Consider the following 17,140-nt stretch of genomic DNA (forward strand, 5'->3'; position numbering starts at 1 on the left):
GGCATTATTCAGCAGACATTACATAAGACTGCAAACTAATTTGCGCATAACCTTTGACACTACCTTTATATGGTCATCTTCAGGGTCAAACACTCATTTCACCCCTATTTTCATTGACTTTAAGGCAAAAAATAAACAGGATCGCCTTTTACTTTCGTAAAAAACAATCCTGTTCTCTTTGGAGCTTGTGGTCGGAATCGAACCGACAACCTGCTCATTACGAATGAGCTGCTCTGCCATTGAGCCACACAAGCATATTTCATTTTTGCTACTCGGCACTTGGAATTTTTCTTTGCTCTAACGATACTACCTTAGCAACAACCGGCAAACTGCTGATTGCGAATGAGCTATTCTACCGCTGCGCCATCCCGACATTTACTCCAATAGGCGACTGGCTGCAACATCTGAATTGACCGCCCGCCACTGCACAAGTTACATAAAGCTACCAGATGGCGAAATGCAGAACCTAATGTAGAATAGCACATTTTTGCAGGAGCGTCAACACAATTCTCCGAAAGCTTTTAAAAGAAAACGGAGAAGATACTGTTAAGAATGAATATCAAAAACAGAACCGAATAATACGAATTGTAATTTTTGCAGGAAATGGTGCGAAACTCAATGGGCGATTTGACCATCGGGATAGCAGCGCGGCCAAGAGCATGCCTGCATTTTGCAAAAAACACTTAAATTCGCCATTGACAGACCAAAAAAACATAGAAGAAAAACAAGAAACACGCTTTCCTTAAAAAAATAAAAATTTACATAAGTCATACTATAACTTCTGACTACAAAAAGTTATCCACATTTTCCACAGGGTTTTCAACAATGAAAAATTCCTTTGATATCAATGAAAATTGTAAAATTAAATAAAAATGAAAAAACAGCAATGCACAATTAGGAGAGTTTTGAAATCCAAAAATGATTTACATAATACTTATGAGCTCGAAAATTTCTACATCAACTCTAAAAATTTCAAAAGCATTTTTTGAAACTGATAGAAAAAAAACGTGCCATGCAAAAGAGAAAGTTGACTCCCTTTACAGACGCGACCGGTGAATGCACGGGTATTCATGGAAAGGCTGTATATTGGAGAAGCCAGAAAAAAGCCGCCGGACGACTGTCCGGCGGCGGTGGAACATGAGCGGAGGTTATCGGCGAAAAGCCGGGGCTTTCGGATCAGGCGTCCAGCGCACGGGTGGCATAGGCGTTCAGGTCCATGCCTGCCCTGCATCCTGCCCGGAACTCGTAATATCCTTGGGCGCCGATCATCGCACCGTTGTCTCCGCAAAGGCGCAGGGGAGGCAAATAAAGCTTGCAGCCCGCTTCTTTGCAGGCAGCCTCCAAGTTCGCGCGGATAACGGAGTTGGCCGCCACGCCCCCGGCGGCGCACAGGGCCTTGTGCCCTGTCAGTGCCAGCGCGCGCATAGCGCGGGGAACCAGCTCACCGCTGACGGCGTTTGTAAAGTCCCGGGCCAGCGCGGCCCGGTCCAAGGGCTGGCCGGACTGCTCGGCGCGGTGGGCCAGATTTACCACCGCGGTTTTCAGCCCGGAAAAGCTCATATCCAGCTCCGCGCCGTCCACATGGGCGCGGGGAAGGGAGTATACGCCTCCCTGAGACTGCCGGGCCAGCTCATCCATCGGCTTTCCGCCGGGGTAGGGCAAGCCCAGAACCCGGGCGGCCTTGTCAAAGCACTCTCCGGCGGCGTCATCCCGGGTGGCGCCGAGAATGCGCAAGTCGGTATAGTCCCGCACATCGGCAATCAGCGTATTGCCCCCGGAGATGGCGAGGGCCACAAAGGGCGGCTCCAGCTCCGGAAAGGCCAAATAGTTGGCGGCGATGTGGGCGCGGATGTGGTGGACGGGAATCAGGGGCTTGCCCCAGGCGAAGGCAACGGACTTGGCAAAGCTCAGCCCCACTAGCACCGCGCCGATCAGTCCCGGCGCATAGGCCACGGCCACTGCATCAATGTCGTCCCGCCCGCAGCCGGCTTCACGTAAGGCCTGTTCGGTCAGGGCGGCGATGACTTCCACATGCTTGCGGGAGGCAAGCTCGGGGACCACGCCGCCGTATAGCGCGTGCATTTCAGCCTGTGAGGCAATTACATCGGACAGCACCCGCCGTCCGTCCGCCACCACCGCCACGGCGGTTTCGTCGCAGGTGGATTCAAAAGCCAGAATGTTCATTGGTTCCTCTCTTTTCAGCAGGGTTTACTGGTCCCAGGGCACCACCGGCAGAGGGGGGGCGTCCGGATTCAGGGGAATGCGCATGTATTTTGCGTATTTTTCTGCTCCAAAGCGGCTCTCGTAAATAAAGCGGTGCTGAAGCATCAATTCCCCGTTACTGATCGGTCCGTCGGCCCAGTAAAGGGTTTTGTAGCGCACGCCGAAGGCCTCGGAGTCATAGCCCGCCAGAAGGGCGCGGTTTCGGGCGTAGAAGTCCAGCCGCCGTTTTGCCATGGCGGTATCCGGGGCCTCCGCAGGAGACTCCGACTCCGCGAGAATTACCCATCCCGCGTACAGCTCCTGCATCAATCGCAGAATCTCTCCGCCTGCGCCGCCGCCGCGCCGGGTGGGGGAGACGCACAGATAATCCAACAGCGTCCAGCCGGGCACGCCCATCCACAAAAAGCAGGCGCCTGTGATTTCGCCGTCCTCCACCAATACCAGTGGGTCGTAGCACCCGTCCTCCAGCATCTCCGTCATGGCCCGCAGGGGCTTTAGCTCCGCAGGCGGGAAGGCGGGGCGCAAAAGGGTTTCATAGACCGTCTTCAGCTCCGGGAGCGTCGCGGTTCTCAGTTCCATAGTCAAACTCCAATTTCATGATGAGCGCGTCCTCTTTTGGAAGCTCATAGTAATTTTTTCGCCGCCCCACGGTGCGAAAGCCGTGGTGTCCGTAGAGCACGATGGCCGCCGTGTTGCTTGGGCGGACCTCCAGCGTTAAAAACGACAGGCGGTTTCCCTTTGCAAAATTGATAAACACCTGCAAAAGCTGGGCGGCCACGCCCTTTTGCCGGTCCTCCGGCCGGACGGCCACGTTAGTGATATACCCCTCGTCCAAAATCACCTGCAACCCTGCGTAGCCCACCACCCGGTCGGATTCGTCCAGCGCGGTGAGGAAGGCGGAGCAGGCGTTGTCCAGCTCCTCCGCCAGCATGTTCCGGGACCAAGGGGCGGAAAAGCATACCTTTTCCAGCGCCGCGATCTCGTCCAGATGTTCGGGGGACATGGGGACGATGCGCACCTGCTTTTTCTGTTCCATAGAAGGTTCTCCTTATTCAATGCATCGGGCCGGGACCTGCGTCCCTCAGCCCTTGGCCTCCAGCCAGTTTTTGCCCCAGTGGGCGTCGGCGGTGAGGGGAACGGACAACTGCGCCACGCCCTCCATCTCCTCTTTCAGCAGAGCAGAGGCTTTTTCCGCGTCGGCTGCGGGACACTCCACAATCAGTTCATCGTGAACCTGAAGCACCAGCCGCGCCTGGGGCAGCTCCGCCTTCAGCCGCTTCCACACGGCAATCATGGCCAGCTTCATGATGTCCGCAGCCGTGCCCTGAATGGGCATGTTCAGCGCCACTCGCTCACCGAAGGAGCGGAGGTTGAAGTTGCTGGAGGAAAGCTCCGGCAAATCCCGGCGGCGGCGATACAGTGTTTCCACATAGCCGTCCGCTCGGGCCTGCTCCACCACATGGTCCATATAGGCCCGCACCCCGGGGAAGGTGGCAAAGTACGCGTCCATATACGCCTTGGCTTCCTTCTGGGTGGTGCCGATGTCCTGACTGAGGGAGAAGGCGGAAATGCCGTATACAATGCCGAAGTTCACGGCCTTGGCCCGGCGGCGCATCTCGTGGGTCACGTCCTTCCGGTCCACGCCGAAAACGCGGGAGGCAGTTTCCGCGTGAAAATCTCCCCCGGAGAGGAAGGCGGTACGCATTCCCTCATCGCCGGAGATGTGGGCCAAAAGGCGCAGCTCAATCTGGGAATAGTCCGCGTCCACCAGCACGTTGCCCGCCTCAGGGACGAACATCCGGCGGATTTCGCTGCCAAGGTCTGTCCGGGTGGGGATATTTTGCAGGTTTGGCTCTGTGGAGGACAGCCGCCCGGTGGCGGTGACGGTCATCTGGAAGTTGGTGCGCACCCGTCCGTCCGGGTCCAGCGCTTTTAAAAGCCCGTCGGCATAGGTGGATTTCAGCTTCGTAAGCTGGCGGTATTCCAGCACCGCGTCCGCAACCGGATGCTCTCCCCGCAGTTTTTCCAGCACGTCGGCGTTGGTGGACCAGCCGGTTTTCGTCTTTTTTCCATGGGACAGGCCCAGACGGTCGAAGAGCACCTCGCCCAACTGCTTGGGGGAGTTGATGTTAAATTCCCCGTCCGCCAGTCGGTAGATGTCGGCTTCCAGCTCCTCCGCCCGTCGGCTCAACAGTCCGCCGAAATCGGACAGGGCCTTGGCGTCCACGCGGCAGCCTGCCAGCTCCATCTCCGCAAGGCAGCGGCACAAAGGAAGCTCGATGTCCTCAAACAGATCCCACTGTCCCCGCTCCTTAAGCTTTGCCTCCAGCGCGGAATACAGCGCGTCCACCGCGGAGGCATGGCTGCAAAAGGCTGCTTCTGCGGATGTCCGGTCCCCCAAAAGAGCAAAGGCGTCGGGGTCCAGATGCAGGGGCTTTGGCAGCTCCTCGTTGAAATAGGAGACAAACAGCCGTCCCAAGTCATAGCTCCCGGCGGTGGCGTCCAGCAGATAGGCCGCCAGCGCAGTGTCAAAGATAAAGCCCTCGGCGGGCAGGCCGTTTGCCAGCAGCAGTCGCATCAAATCCTTTACGTTGTGAGAGACTTTCCTGATGCTGCCGGAGAACAGGGAAGAGAGGAGCACGTTCCAGTTTCCCTGATAGCGGTCGAAAAACAGCTCCGCCGTCACGGCGGTGTCACCCCCCGTCTCGCAGCAGACGACCACTCCGGTGAGGTCCGGCAGGGCTAGCAGGGACACATGGTCCGCGCAGTGCCAAAGCTCCAGCAGCTCTCCCGCCTTGACGGGGGTTTCCACTTGTTCCACTGTGACGGTAAAGGCGGTTTCGTTCTCTGCTGGGGCGGGAGTGTCCTGCCGGAGGCCGAACCGCTCAATGAGCTTGGAAAATTCCAGCTTTAAAAACAGGGGATAGGCGTCGGGTCCCGGAGTCTTTGCCGCGTTTGCCGCCGGGTCAAAGTCCAGCGGCGCGTCTGTTGCGATGGTGGCCAGCCAATAGGAGTGGCGGGCGGATTCTTCCCCCTCCGTCAGCCGCTTCAGGGCAGCGGGCTTTGCCTCAATCTCCGGCAGCTTTTCGTAAATCGTGTCGATGGAGCCGTATTTTTGAATCAGGGCCATAGCGGTCTTTTCGCCCACGCCGGGAACGCCCGGGATGTTGTCGGAGCTGTCGCCCATCAGGGCCTTTAAATCAATCATGTGAATGGGGTCGAAGCCGTATTCCTCACGGAAAGCTCCCGGAGTCATGTCTTTGGTGGTGGTCTGGCCCATGCGGGTGGAAACCAGCTTCACTTTCGTGGTTTCCGTGATAAGCTGGAGGGAGTCCTTGTCCCCCGTCACCACCACGCAGTCCCAACCCGCGGCCTCGCACCGACGGGACATGACGCCCAGCCAGTCGTCCGCCTCCCAGCCCTCCGCTTCATAGCGGGGGATGTTCAGCGCGTCCAGAACCTCTTTTAAAACCGGAACCTGCATTTTGAGCTCCTCCGGCATGGGCTTGCGGGTGGCCTTGTAGTTTTCGTCCGCCTTGTGGCGGAAGGTGGGGGCGTGGAGGTCGAAGGCGACGCAGACCGCGTCGGGCTTTTCCTCGTCCCGCAGACGCAGAAGCGTGGTCAGAAATCCGTAAATCGCGTGGGTGTACAGCCCGTCCCGTGTGGTGAGGGGGCGGATGCCGTAATAGGCGCGGTTTAAAATGCTGTTGCCGTCGATGGCCATGAGCTTCATAGAGGGGGCCTCCGCTCTTTTAAATTTACGGCCGCGCTTTGCGCGCCGAAGCTGTCTAAAACCATAGTATACCGCATTTTACCCATAGTGGCAACCGTTATGAGCTTTCCTCGAGAGAAAAAACACCGTAAAAAGAACCTTTTGCGGCCTGTGCAGCCGGAGAAAACAGAGTAAGGAACAGGGCTCATTTTCTCCAAAAACGCAAAAAAGGGAAAATACTCTTGAAATCCCATAATTCCTATGGCAAAATAGGAGAAAGACGGGAGGTATGCTATGAGAATATCTACAAAGGGTCGCTATGCGCTGCGGCTGATGATGGATCTTGCCTGCCGCCCGGGCAGTGATCCGGTGGCGTTGAAGGACGTGGCGGAGCGGCAGGAGATTTCGCTGAAATACCTGGAGCAGATTGTGGGACTTTTGGGCAAGGCGGGATTTGTCCGCAGCGTCCGGGGTCCACAGGGCGGCTATCGCCTTTCCCGCGCGCCGGAAAATTATACGGTGGGGGAGATTCTCCGTCTGACGGAGGGCAGCCTTGCCCCGGTGTCCTGTCTGGAGGATGATGAAAACCTGTGCGAGCGGTGCAGCCAGTGCGGGACAGTGGATTTCTGGTCCGGACTGTACGCGGAGATCAACCGTTATATCGACAAGTTTTCTCTGGCGGATCTGGTTGCGGCGGAAGAGCGCAAGTCACAATTTTGAAAACAGCGTAAAAAAGAAAGCAGCAGCCTGCCGGACGCATTCGGCAGGCTGCTGCTGTATATCCGCGCTGTCAGACAAATTTGATGTCCATTTCCTCCGTGCCAAACACGGCGGTGCAGTTGTGGGCGACGGTTTCGATATTTCGGATGGCGCTGCCGATGGTCAGCCGCACGCCCGGATAGACCGTGCCGCCCTCAAGACGACACCGATGGAGCTGGCTCAACGCTTCCGTCAACTCCTGCTGACGGGCCAGCAAGGATTTTTCCCGCTCGGTCATCTGAACCAGGCTGCCGTGAGCCGCCTGAATTTCCGCGGCGGAGCGGCGGTCCTCATGGCCCTGTTCCTCCATCCGTTTTTTCAGGTACATGGCGCGCTTGAGCAGTTCTGAGGCTTTGTCCCGCAGAGACGCAAGCTCCTTCCGGTTTGTGTGCAGCTCCTCCCGGATTTCGGGCTGAACGCCCAGCGTAATTTCCGTGCTCCGTCCAGACTGGGAACCAATGGAGTTGGCCTTGATGCGATTGACGGCCACCACCTGCCCGCCAATAATGCTGCCCCGGCTGCCTGCGGCCACCACGGAATCGCTGCAAAAAATACGGGAGGTAAGAATGTAGTCCGATTCCAGACACTCCGCGTAAACCGTGCAGTTTTCAAGATGCCTTGCCCGCACATTCTTTCCCCGGATGACGGCCTGATTGTTTCCGGAAACGCCCGCGGAGATCACCACGTCGCCTCCCGCCTCCACAGAGGCGGCTTCCACCATGCCGCTGATGGAAATACTGCCCGTGGCCTTTACAGAAAACTGCTCCCGCACGTCGCCCTGAATAGTCACGTCACCGCGAAAATCAATATTTCCTGTGGAATAGTCCACGTCAGAGGTGATATTCAAAATGTTCTTGACATGGAACTTGCCGTCCCGAAAGTCCAGGAAGCCATCCATGTCGGCAAGGAGCTTTGTGCCGTCCTCGCTGAGGACGGTGCTGCTTCCTGCGGGGACCGGAGCGGGATTCACCGCCTTGGGAGGAACGGCCACACCGTCCACCCGCGTTCCGGCGACACCCTCCGTGGGCGGGTAAATGTCGCAGATGACCGTGCCCTTTTCGATGACCTGCACGCAGGTTTGGGCGCGATAGTCCACGGTGCCGCCGTCCTCATTGCCTGTAAAGCGGGAGAAATCACGGGGGAAATGCTCCTTCGTCCAGCCGTCCTTCCCCTCCATGGGAAGAGTTCCCCGGGCCACGGGACACAGGCTGAAATAGGGCTTTTTTGTAAAGATAGAGAACAGGGAGCGCTGGTCCACGCCAAAGGTGACATGAGCCTCCCGCAGCAGAGCCTGTCCGTCGGCCACGGTAAGTCGCTTACCTTTTCCGCTGGGGGGCAGCAAAAACAGCCACGCCGCCATGCCGTCCTCAGAGAGAATGACCTGCGCCATTTCGTCCACATCCGGGGGCTCGACGGGGATGGGGACAGGCGCTTCTCCGTCGGGTGCGAAAGAAGCGGGGGATTCTCCTCCGGGCGCAGCGGTTTCTCCTTCCGAGGGGGAAGGAATGGGATCTTCCCCGCCAGACGCAGCGGAAGAAGACTCATCCGATTTGACGGAGGCTGCCTGTGCCGCGGCACGGTTCTGCGCTTCCTGCGCTGCGCGGGCCTGGGTAAACACTCGCTCCATCGTCAGCCAGCGCTGGGCCAGAGGAAGCAACTCCCTCAAGATCCGGATCGCGCTTGTTTTCATGGCCTTTGAAGGGATGTCCAGACCGCCCTGCGCCGGGGCCAGGGACGACAGCGCGGGCAGCCCCGGCTGGCCCCATTTTTTCCAGATCTCCGCCAGCGGGCTGTCCAGCGGGATAGGGATAGCATCCTCTTCGATGGCGGGCGGCGACGGCTCTGAAGGAGCCGCCTGCGGCGCCGTAGGCTGCGCCGGGGAAACCTGCTTGTCGCGACTCGTCTCTGGCATCTGTTCGTCAAGACTCGTCTCTGGCATCTGTTCGTCAAGACTCGTCTCTGGCAGTTGCTCGTCGGGGCCCGTCTCCGTCGGCTGCTCGTCACGGCTTTTGTCGCGTGCGCCAAAGCCGCCAAAAAACCTTTTAAATTTCCCAGCGCTGCTTTCCGACATCATGATCACTCCCGTTTTTTCATCTGCGTCGCCCCGAATTACGCTGTGGGGAAACGGCTGTGTGTTCATATTCACAAAGAAAAATGTTACAGAATCACACAATTCGGTATAATTCTACCACAAAATGTTTCCGAGGTCAAATGGATTACCGTGCTAAGCTAGTAAAAAATGGAACTTTATTGGTTTTCTGGTTTGATGAGCGCGCAAACGGCCCCGCCGATTCCCGGCGGGGCCGTTTTTCTTCAATCCTTCAGTTTGGCGCAGTCCGCCTCTTCACCGGAGAGCATTTGCAGCCCGTGATCCAGCGTGGGCAGGACGGATCCCAGATTTTCCTTTGCGGCTTTGGGGCTGCCGGGGAGGTTTACAATCAGGGTTCCGCCCCGGATGCCAGCCGCCGCCCGGGACAGCATGCCCCGGGGCGTAATGGCCATGGACGCATACCGCATGGCCTCTGGAATGCCGGGCGTGGGGCGGTCGCAGACGGAGAGAGTGGCCTCGGGCGTTACGTCCCGGGGGGAGAAGCCGGTGCCCCCGGTGGTGAGAATCAGGCGTACGTCTCCCGCGTCTGTCCACTCCCGCAGCAAGCGGGCAATTTCCTCCTGCTCGTCCGGAACTATGCCGGTTCGCAGGACCTCATACCCAGCGTCTTTCAGCATTGCGGAAATCAGCGGACCGCCTTCGTCGGGGCGCTCCCCGCGAAAGCTTCGGTCGCTGACGGTTAAAACAGCGGCTTTCCAGTTCATCAAACTCCTCCTTGTGGCGCATGGTGCGCAAAATGCATCGGCTTCAGGCTTTTTGCAGAAGCAGAATATCCTCCGGTCTGACGGACACGGCGACGGTGTTTTTTTCATCATGCGCCGCCCACGCGGCTTTGTCAAGCTCCATTCGCAGCAGCGGCGCATCCTGCGCGGCGCCGAGAGGGCGCAGCAGCACGATGGTTTCAAATACATCGTCAATCACGTTTGCCACGGTGCAGGAGAAAGCGTTTTCTGCACCTTCGGCGGCGAACCGGACGTGATGGGACCGAATGCCCGCCACGCTTGTCTCCGGAGGAACGCTGCGGCCGCAGCGAAGGTTTACTCCCCATTCGGGCAGGAGAACCGTTCCGTCTCCGGGAACGGCGGCGGTGAAGTTCTTACAGCCGGAGAGCCGGGCGGCGGACTCGGTGCCGGGGGAGCGGAACAGCTCCTCCAGCGTTTGTACGGTCTGGCCTTTTCCGTTATTCATTACGCAGACCTTGTGGCAGTTGCGCCAGGCCTCGCCCCGGTCGTGGGTGACCCACAGGATCGAGCCTTGGAAGGCGGCGAGGGTTTCCGCCAGTTCCAGCTCCAACTGGTATTTGAGATAGCTGTCCAGCGCGGAAAAGGGCTCGTCCAGCAGAATCGCCCGGGGCTGAGAGGCCAGAATGCGGGCCAGCGCCGTGCGCTGCTGCTGCCCGCCCGAAAGGGCGGAGGGGCGCTTTGCGGCCACATCCTCCAGCCGGAACTGGCGCAGCTTTTCGGCAACTGCACGGTCCCGGTTTGCCTTATCCTTCACCGCCACGGCGATGTTCTGCGCGGCGGTCATGTTGGGGAACAGAGCATACTGCTGGAAGAGATACCCCACCTCCCGCCGCTGGGGCGGAAGGTCGATTTTGGCGGCGCTGTCAAACAGCACCCGCCCGTCCAGCTCGATGCGGCCTTCGTCGGGACGGAGAATACCCGCGATGCATTTAAGCGTCACGGATTTTCCGCAGCCGGAAGCCCCCAGCAGCGCAAGCGTCCCATTTTCTGCGGTCAATTGCGTATCCAGAGAAAAGGACCCCAGCCGCTTGCGGATATCCACACGAAGCATCAGCGTTTTCCCCCTCTCTGCCGGGATTCCAGAAGGTTCACCGCCAGCAGCACCACGGCGGAGATGGCAAGATTCACCAGCACCCATCGGGTGGCGCCCGCGTCGTCCCCCGTGCGCCAGAGCTGATAGACGGTGGTGGAAATGGTGGCGGTGCGGCCCGGAGTATAGCCCGCAATCATGGACGTTGCCCCGTATTCTCCCAGCGCCCGGGCGAAGGCCAGCACGGTTCCCGCCAGAATCCCCTGCTTGCAAAAGGGCATCCGCACCCGCCAGAAAATGTAGCTGCCTGAAAGACCCAGCGTCCGCCCCGCGTCTGCCAGCGTCTCGTCAAAGGATTCAAAGGCTCCCCGGGCAGTACGGTACATCAGGGGGAATGCCACCACGACGGTTGCAAAAATGGCGCTCCACCAAGTCATCACCATTTTCACGCCAAACTGCTCCAGCACCCAGCTTCCCAAAACCCGGTTGGGTCCCAGCAGGCGCAGCAGCAGATAGCCCACCACCGTGGGGGGAAGGACCAGGGGCAGCGTCAGCACCACGTCCAAAACGCCCTTTATAAGCCGAGGCAGACGGGCGATGTAATACGCGGCCAGCAGGCCCAGAAAAAACACCGCAACGGTGGAGATGGCGGAAATTCTCAACGAGTTATAGAGAGGATACCAGTCCATGGGAGCTCCTTTCTGCGGGAGGCTCCCGCAAAGGCTTTCAACGTGCCGGGGAAAAAGTGCAGGGACAAGAAACGTTGGAGAGCGGCGCGGGGAAACTGTTGTCCCCGCGCCGCCCGGAAGTCTTGCGTAAATTATGCGGCGGAGAAGCCCACGGCCTCAAAAATGGCCATGGTCTCGGGAGTGGAGAGATAGTCCAGGAATGCCTTCGCCTCAGCGGCGTGCTGAGAGCCGGAGAGTACGGCGGCGGGATAAATCACCTGACCGCACATCTCGGCGGTGGCGCTGTCCACCACGGTAAGACCGGCGGAGTACGCGTCGGTGGCGTAGATCACGCCGCAGTCAACAGAAGCCTCGGAAACCTGAGTGGTGACTTCCTTCACGTTGGAGCCGTAAGTAAGCACACCGGCGGTGTTCAAAGCGGCTTCATCCAACTGATAGAAGGCCAGAATCTTCTGGGTGTACTGGCCCACAGGCACGTCGCTGTTGCCCATGGCCATCAGGATATCGCCGGCCTTCAGGTGCTCGGCAAGCTGGTCAAAACTCTCGATGCCTTTGGGGTTGCCCTCGGGAACCACCAGCGTCACCTTGTTCTCCAGCAGGTTGATGCGAGTGGCGGTGTCGATCATGTCCAGACCGTCGGGATTCTTCTCGGCATCGTCCTTCAAAGAGCCGTCCAGCGCGTTCATCTGCTTCTGCGCGGCGGAAATGAACAGGTCGCAGTCTGCGCCCTCCTTGATCTGGGTCAGCAGGGTGCCGGAGGATTCGTAGGTGGGGATGACAGTGACGTTGGGCGCCACGGTCTTGTAGGCTTCGATAATCTGATCGACCGTCTCCGTCATGGACGCGGCGGCAAAGACGGTGATTTCCACCGGCTCGCCGGCAGGGGCGGAGCCAGCGACGGAAGAACCCGCGGGAGCGGAACCGGAGCCGGAGCCGCCGGTGGAGCCGCAAGCGGCCAGAGCCAAGGCCATCGCCATGGCCAATGTGAGTGCAAGAACTTTTTTCATGTGTACAAACCTTCCTTTCATATCTCGGCGGCACCGCCGCCAGGGGCTGCGCCCCGAAGGACGCTGTATTTCTGAACTCCCAAGGGAGATTACAGATCGTGATACTCAATTGAGGTCAACGAAATGAAAAGGGAACGCGCCCCTGTGGGCGCGAAACGCCTTTATTTGCCGAAGGGACAAATGGGCCAGTGGCAGGGCTTGCAGCCAAGGCACAAGCCGCCGTTGCCAAGGGCCACAATGTCAGGCCGGGTGACGGGGATACCCGCCGCCACGCGGGGAAGCACCAGATCGAACACCGTGGCGCCCGCAAACATCACGCAGCCGGGCAGGCCCATGATGGGCACTCCGTCTGAAAAATAGCCCAAAAGAAACATAGCGCCGGGCAGGACGGGCGCGCCATAAGTGACGATTTCCGCGCCAGCCGCCCGAATGCCGCCGGGAGTGTTGTCGTCGGGGTCCACGCTCATGCCGCCGGTACACAGCACCAGATCCACGCCCTGTGCGCGCACCTCACCAATCGCGGCGGACACATGTTCCACGCCGTCGCCGGAAAAAATCTGGGCGACGGTTTCAATGCCCACGCCCGCCAGCTTCTTTTTCACAGCCGGGGTAAACCGGTCCTCAATCAGGCCGCTTTTCACCTCGCCGCCGGTGGTGACAATGCCTGCGGTTTTCAGCTTGTAAGGGTGAACGTTCAAAATGGGCGCGGGACCTGCCGCCGCTTCCGCGTCCTCCAGCGTAGACTCCGGCACAATCAGGGGAATGACCCGCATGCCCGCCAGCTTGTCCCCGGAGCGCACCGCCGTGCCGCCCTTGCGGGTGGCCAGCATCACGTCGGGGACGGAGTTCACGGCGAAAAGCCGCTCAGCGTCCACGGTAAAATAGCCGTCACACTCTGCGAACAGCTCAATTTTGCCCTCTTTAATGTCCTCTGTCCGGCGAATGTTCTGCCCCATGGACAGGCCGCACAGCCGCAAGGCCGCGTCGTCCTCGTGGAGCATCCCTGCATTCAGCTCCCAGACGTATAGATTTTCCTTGCCCATGGAAAGGAGCACGGGAATGTCCTCCTCCGCCACCACATGGCCCTTGCGGAACCGGGCGCCCTTATATTCACCGGGGATAATCTGGGTCAGGTCGTGGCACAGAACGTGGCCCACGGCCTCTCTCGTTTTAATAAGTTTCATACACCCGCCTCCAGAATTTCAATCTCGTCTCCGGCGCGGACGCTTCCCTCTCGCACCACCACGGCGAAAATTCCCTCGGTGGGCATGACGCACTTGCCCACGGCTTGCTTGATGGCGCAGTCGTTGTGGCACTCCTTGCCGATTTGAGTGACCTCCACCTCGGTTTCCCCAATGCGCAGGCGGGTCCCCACCGGCAGATGCTTTAAATCAATTCCCACGGTGTTGATGTTCTCCGCAAAAACGCCCTCGTCCAGCGGGATGGGGCTGGCGGCGCGCATAGAATCCACGCTTTCCTCCGCCAAAAGGCTGATTTGACGGTGCCAGTCACCCGCGTGGGCATCCCCTACGATGCCATGACGGAGTTTTAATTGGATTTCGGAAACAGGGTGCTTCTGGGTCCCTTTCTGTTCACTGATGTTGACGGATGTTACCTTCACCATATGCTTCCTCCACGGCGTAGTCGCCGCTTTTCCCTCCGCTCTTTTTTAAGAGACGGATGTTCCCAATGCGCATGTCCTTTTGGACGGCCTTGCACATGTCGTAGATGGTCAGCGCCGTGGCTGAAACGGCGGTGAGCGCTTCCATTTCAACGCCCGTGACCCCGCCGCAGGCGACGGCGGCCAGAATTTCCACCCGGCTGGGGCTGTCTTCCAGACGGAAGGAGATGTCGATTTTCGTCAGGGGCAGGGGGTGGCACATGGGAATCAGCTCCCAGGTCCGCTTGGCAGCCATAATCCCGGCCACCTGCGCCACTGCCAGAACATCGCCCTTTTTCATGGTTCCGGCCCGGATTTTTTCCAAAACCTCAGGTGAAACAAAAATTTCCCCGCCAGCCAGCGCTTCCCGCGCCGTGACGGGCTTCGACCCCACGTCCACCATGTGGGCGCGGCCCTGCTCGTTGAAATGGGTCAACTCCTGTGCCATGTGTCTACCTCTTAATTTATAGCAGATGCAAAGCATCTTAAAGTCATTGTGTGCGCTTTCGGCAAAGCCGGAAGCAAACGGAGCGGAGCTTGCGACTAAGCTCAGCCGCCGATCTCGTTCATATTCCTCAGAGTGTCGCTGCCGCCCTCCGTCAGGTGGTGCCGTTCCGGCTTTTGGGCAATGCCCCGCCGGATGGCTTCCTCCAGCTCCGGACCGTGAAGCCCGCGAAGCGGCAGTTCAGCATCGCTGTGAAGACAGGGTTTCAGCTTTCCGTCCGCCGTGACGCGGATACGGTCGCAAAGGCCGCAAAACCGGTGGCTCATAGGTCGAATCAGCCCCACGGTACCGGCCCAGCCGGGCACGCCGTAGCGCGCCGCCGTGCCGGAGGATTTGAGGGGCCGCAGGGCGGGGACTTTTTCCAACACCGTCTCCGCCGGGATAAATCGACCTTTTTCCCACTGGGCACACTCTCCCATAGGCATCAGCTCAATAAAGCGGATTTCCCAGGGCTTATGCTCCGTCAGAGACACGAAGTCGACGATCTCGTCGTCGTTCATGCCGCCCATCAGGACCACGTTGCACTTCAACCTTGTAAATCCTGCCCGCTCTGCCGCCGCGATACCTGCCAGCGTGTCATCCAGACGGCCCCGGCGGGTGATATGAGAGAAACGCTCGGGGCGAAGACTGTCCACACTGACGTTCAGGCGATCCACGCCCGCATCCCGCAGGGGTGCGGCCAGCTCCGGAAGGAGACTGCCGTTGGTGGTGAGGCACAGCTCTTCCAGCCCTTCAATCGAGGAAAGGCCCCGGCAGATTTCCAAAATGCCGCCGCGAACCAGGGGCTCACCGCCGGTGAGCCGAATTTTTTTCACGCCGCAGTTCACTGCAGCCTGTCCGATTTCCACGCACTCCTCTACCGACAGAATCTCCCGGTGCGGACGCTTGTAAACGCCCGCCTCCGGCATACAGTAGCGGCAGCGGTAATTGCACAAATCTGTGACCGACAGCCGCAAATATCGGATTGTGCGGCCGCAGCCGTCGATCATAAGCACCTCCGTGATACTAAATAAAGGTGAACGGAATCAGTGTAGCATTTTTTGTAAAGGAAGTCAAGAAAAGATGATTTTCTGTCGCCTTGACGGGAAGAATACATATGTGTTATTCTTCTGAAAGAAGAACGAAAAAGGGGGAAGGCGGATGGAGTGGGCACAGGTGCTGGGGATGCGTCCCGGCGTCACCGCCGTGATCGGCGGCGGCGGGAAAACCACCCTTTTGCGCACGGCGGGAGAAACGATTGCAGCCGCCGGATTTAATGTGCTGCTGTGCGCCACGGCAAAGATCTATCCTTTCTCCGATTTGCCCTGTGTGACGGATCCGGGAGAAGCGCCGCTGCTGGCGGCACGGGCGCAAGGCAGGCTGATTTGCGCGGGGACTTTGCTGGATAATGGAAAGCTCACCGCCCCGGCGGTGCCCATGGCGCGGCTGAAAGCCCTGTTTGACTATGTGCTGGTGGAGGCCGACGGCTCCGCCCACCTGCCCCTCAAGGCCCACGCGCCCCACGAGCCGGTGATTCCGCCGGAGGCGGAGCGGACAATCTGCGTGGTGGGGGCCTCGGGTTTTGGAAGGCCCATCCGGGAGGCGGCCCATAGGCCGGAGCGCTACGCGGCGCTGGCGGGTGTGGGGGAGGACGACTTGGTTACGCCCCGGATTGCCGCCGCCGTGCTGCGGGCGGAGGGGCTGCACACCGGGATTTTAGTCAATCAGGCGGAGTTGGCGGCGGTTCAGGCACGGGAATTGGTCCGATTGCTGGACTGTCCCGCTGTAGCCGGGTCATTAAAGCTGGGAAAAATATTTTAACCGTTGTTGCGGAAATGGAGGATACCAATGCTGACAGTAATTCGAGGTGCGGGGGATATCGCCACGGGAATCGCCCTGCGCCTGTGGCGCAGCGGCCTTGCGGTGGTGATGACCGACCTGCCGCGCCCCACGGCTATCCGGCGGACGGTCTGCTTTTCCCAGGCCATCGTGCTGGGCCGGACCAAAGTGGAGGATGTGACGGCTGTCCGGGCTGAGACGGCGGAGGAAGCGCTGATTCTGCTGGAAGAGGGCGTGATCCCCGTTTTGCCGGACCCGGCGGGAACATGTATCCCGGAGCTGCGGCCCGACGCGGTGGTGGACGCGATTCTAGCAAAGAAAAATCTTGGGACAAAGCTGACCGACGCCCCGGCGGTGGTGGCGGTGGGTCCCGGCTTTACGGCGGGAGTGGACTGCCACGCGGTGGTGGAGACAATGCGGGGCCACACCCTTGGCCGCGTGTATTATCAAGGCTCCGCCCTGCCCAACACGGGGATTCCCGGCTTGATTGGCGGATTTTCCGGAGAGCGGGTTCTCCGCGCCCCGGCAGACGGCGTGTTTCACCAACTGCGGGATATCGGGGCCATGGTGCAGGAGGGAGACATTGTCGCCGAGGTGGAGGGGCTTCCCATGCGGTGCACTCTCACCGGTGTGCTGCGGGGGATTCTGGCGGACGAAACACCGGTGTTTAAGGGAATGAAGGCCGGAGACGTGGACCCCCGGGGGAAAAAGGCCAATTGCTTTACCGCCTCGGACAAGGCGCTGGCGGTGGGCGGAGGCGTGCTGGAGGCCGTGCTGCATCTGACCAATGCATCGAAGGTTTCGGTTGCCCAGTTCTTTGAGACGGGGAAAACCATTTCCGGGGATCTTGAGATATAAGTCTGTCGTCTGCGAACAGAGTAAAG

Annotated in this window: 16 protein-coding genes and 1 tRNA gene; 3 read left to right on the top strand and 14 right to left on the bottom strand. The window is 59.3% G+C overall.

Annotated elements, in window-relative coordinates:
* Positions 1 to 179: 179 nt before the first annotated feature.
* From B2W96_RS09295 to polA, 5 genes are all read right to left on the bottom strand, one after another.
* Positions 180 to 254, bottom strand: a tRNA-Thr gene (locus B2W96_RS09295).
* A gap of 922 nt (positions 255 to 1,176) precedes the next feature.
* Positions 1,177 to 2,184 carry a tRNA (adenosine(37)-N6)-threonylcarbamoyltransferase complex transferase subunit TsaD gene (gene tsaD / locus B2W96_RS09300; RefSeq protein ID WP_293010011.1) on the bottom strand — a complete coding sequence of 336 codons (1,008 nt, stop codon included), beginning with the start codon at positions 2,182 to 2,184 and terminating at the stop codon, positions 1,177 to 1,179.
* A gap of 24 nt (positions 2,185 to 2,208) precedes the next feature.
* Positions 2,209 to 2,802, bottom strand: a complete 594-nt coding sequence (locus B2W96_RS09305; RefSeq protein WP_293010012.1) for a GNAT family N-acetyltransferase — start codon at positions 2,800 to 2,802, stop codon at positions 2,209 to 2,211.
* Positions 2,756 to 3,259, bottom strand: coding sequence for a ribosomal protein S18-alanine N-acetyltransferase (gene rimI / locus B2W96_RS09310; protein WP_293010013.1), 504 nt, complete (start codon positions 3,257 to 3,259; stop codon positions 2,756 to 2,758). The genes B2W96_RS09305 and rimI overlap by 47 nt, the downstream gene beginning before the upstream one ends.
* A gap of 45 nt (positions 3,260 to 3,304) precedes the next feature.
* Positions 3,305 to 5,956, bottom strand: a complete 2,652-nt coding sequence (gene polA / locus B2W96_RS09315; RefSeq protein ID WP_293010014.1) for a DNA polymerase I — start codon at positions 5,954 to 5,956, stop codon at positions 3,305 to 3,307.
* 273 nt (positions 5,957 to 6,229) lie between these two features.
* On the opposite strand from polA, the gene B2W96_RS09320 reads away from it, so the two are divergent.
* Complete coding sequence (locus tag B2W96_RS09320) at positions 6,230 to 6,655, top strand: RrF2 family transcriptional regulator (RefSeq protein ID WP_293010015.1); 426 nt, start codon at positions 6,230 to 6,232, stop codon at positions 6,653 to 6,655.
* 70 nt (positions 6,656 to 6,725) lie between these two features.
* Here B2W96_RS09320 and B2W96_RS09325 read toward each other — a convergent pair whose 3' ends face one another.
* The 9 genes from B2W96_RS09325 to moaA all read right to left on the bottom strand — a co-directional run bounded on the left by B2W96_RS09325 (position 6,726) and on the right by moaA (position 15,427).
* Positions 6,726 to 8,765 (bottom strand): FapA family protein, encoded by a 2,040-nt coding sequence (locus B2W96_RS09325; RefSeq protein ID WP_293010016.1) that lies wholly within the window; start codon positions 8,763 to 8,765, stop codon positions 6,726 to 6,728.
* Positions 8,766 to 9,007: 242 nt separating this feature from the next.
* Positions 9,008 to 9,508, bottom strand: a complete 501-nt coding sequence (locus B2W96_RS09330; protein WP_293010017.1) for a MogA/MoaB family molybdenum cofactor biosynthesis protein — start codon at positions 9,506 to 9,508, stop codon at positions 9,008 to 9,010.
* Between the two features lie 43 nt (positions 9,509 to 9,551).
* On the bottom strand, positions 9,552 to 10,598 hold the full coding sequence (locus B2W96_RS09335) for a sulfate/molybdate ABC transporter ATP-binding protein (protein ID WP_293010018.1): 1,047 nt from the start codon (positions 10,596 to 10,598) through the stop codon (positions 9,552 to 9,554).
* Positions 10,598 to 11,266, bottom strand: a complete 669-nt coding sequence (modB, locus tag B2W96_RS09340) for a molybdate ABC transporter permease subunit (RefSeq protein ID WP_293010019.1) — start codon at positions 11,264 to 11,266, stop codon at positions 10,598 to 10,600. The genes B2W96_RS09335 and modB overlap by 1 nt, the downstream gene beginning before the upstream one ends.
* Before the next feature lie 131 nt (positions 11,267 to 11,397).
* Positions 11,398 to 12,273 carry a molybdate ABC transporter substrate-binding protein gene (gene modA / locus B2W96_RS09345; RefSeq protein ID WP_293010020.1) on the bottom strand — a complete coding sequence of 292 codons (876 nt, stop codon included), beginning with the start codon at positions 12,271 to 12,273 and terminating at the stop codon, positions 11,398 to 11,400.
* 161 nt (positions 12,274 to 12,434) lie between these two features.
* Positions 12,435 to 13,457 carry a molybdopterin-binding protein gene (locus tag B2W96_RS09350; RefSeq protein WP_293010021.1) on the bottom strand — a complete coding sequence of 341 codons (1,023 nt, stop codon included), beginning with the start codon at positions 13,455 to 13,457 and terminating at the stop codon, positions 12,435 to 12,437.
* The gene (locus tag B2W96_RS09355) at positions 13,454 to 13,897 is read right to left on the bottom strand and encodes an MOSC domain-containing protein (protein ID WP_293010022.1); all 444 of its coding nucleotides are present in this window, start codon (positions 13,895 to 13,897) and stop codon (positions 13,454 to 13,456) included. Before B2W96_RS09355 ends, B2W96_RS09350 begins: the two co-directional genes overlap by 4 nt.
* Positions 13,866 to 14,381 (bottom strand): cyclic pyranopterin monophosphate synthase MoaC, encoded by a 516-nt coding sequence (gene moaC / locus B2W96_RS09360; protein WP_293010023.1) that lies wholly within the window; start codon positions 14,379 to 14,381, stop codon positions 13,866 to 13,868. Before moaC ends, B2W96_RS09355 begins: the two co-directional genes overlap by 32 nt.
* A gap of 101 nt (positions 14,382 to 14,482) precedes the next feature.
* Positions 14,483 to 15,427, bottom strand: a complete 945-nt coding sequence (gene moaA / locus B2W96_RS09365; RefSeq protein ID WP_293010024.1) for a GTP 3',8-cyclase MoaA — start codon at positions 15,425 to 15,427, stop codon at positions 14,483 to 14,485.
* A 151-nt stretch (positions 15,428 to 15,578) separates the two neighbouring features.
* On the opposite strand from moaA, the gene yqeC reads away from it, so the two are divergent.
* A complete protein-coding gene (yqeC, locus tag B2W96_RS09370) occupies positions 15,579 to 16,238 on the top strand; it encodes a selenium cofactor biosynthesis protein YqeC (protein ID WP_293010025.1) in 660 nt (219 codons plus the stop codon).
* Between the two features lie 27 nt (positions 16,239 to 16,265).
* Entirely contained in the window at positions 16,266 to 17,114 is an 849-nt protein-coding gene (gene yqeB, locus B2W96_RS09375; protein WP_293010026.1) for a selenium-dependent molybdenum cofactor biosynthesis protein YqeB, read from the top strand.
* Positions 17,115 to 17,140 lie beyond the last annotated feature (26 nt).

It is taken from the genome of Oscillibacter sp. UBA6647 (assembly GCA_002455655.1).
Taxonomy (GTDB): Bacteria; Bacillota; Clostridia; order Oscillospirales; family Oscillospiraceae; genus Oscillibacter.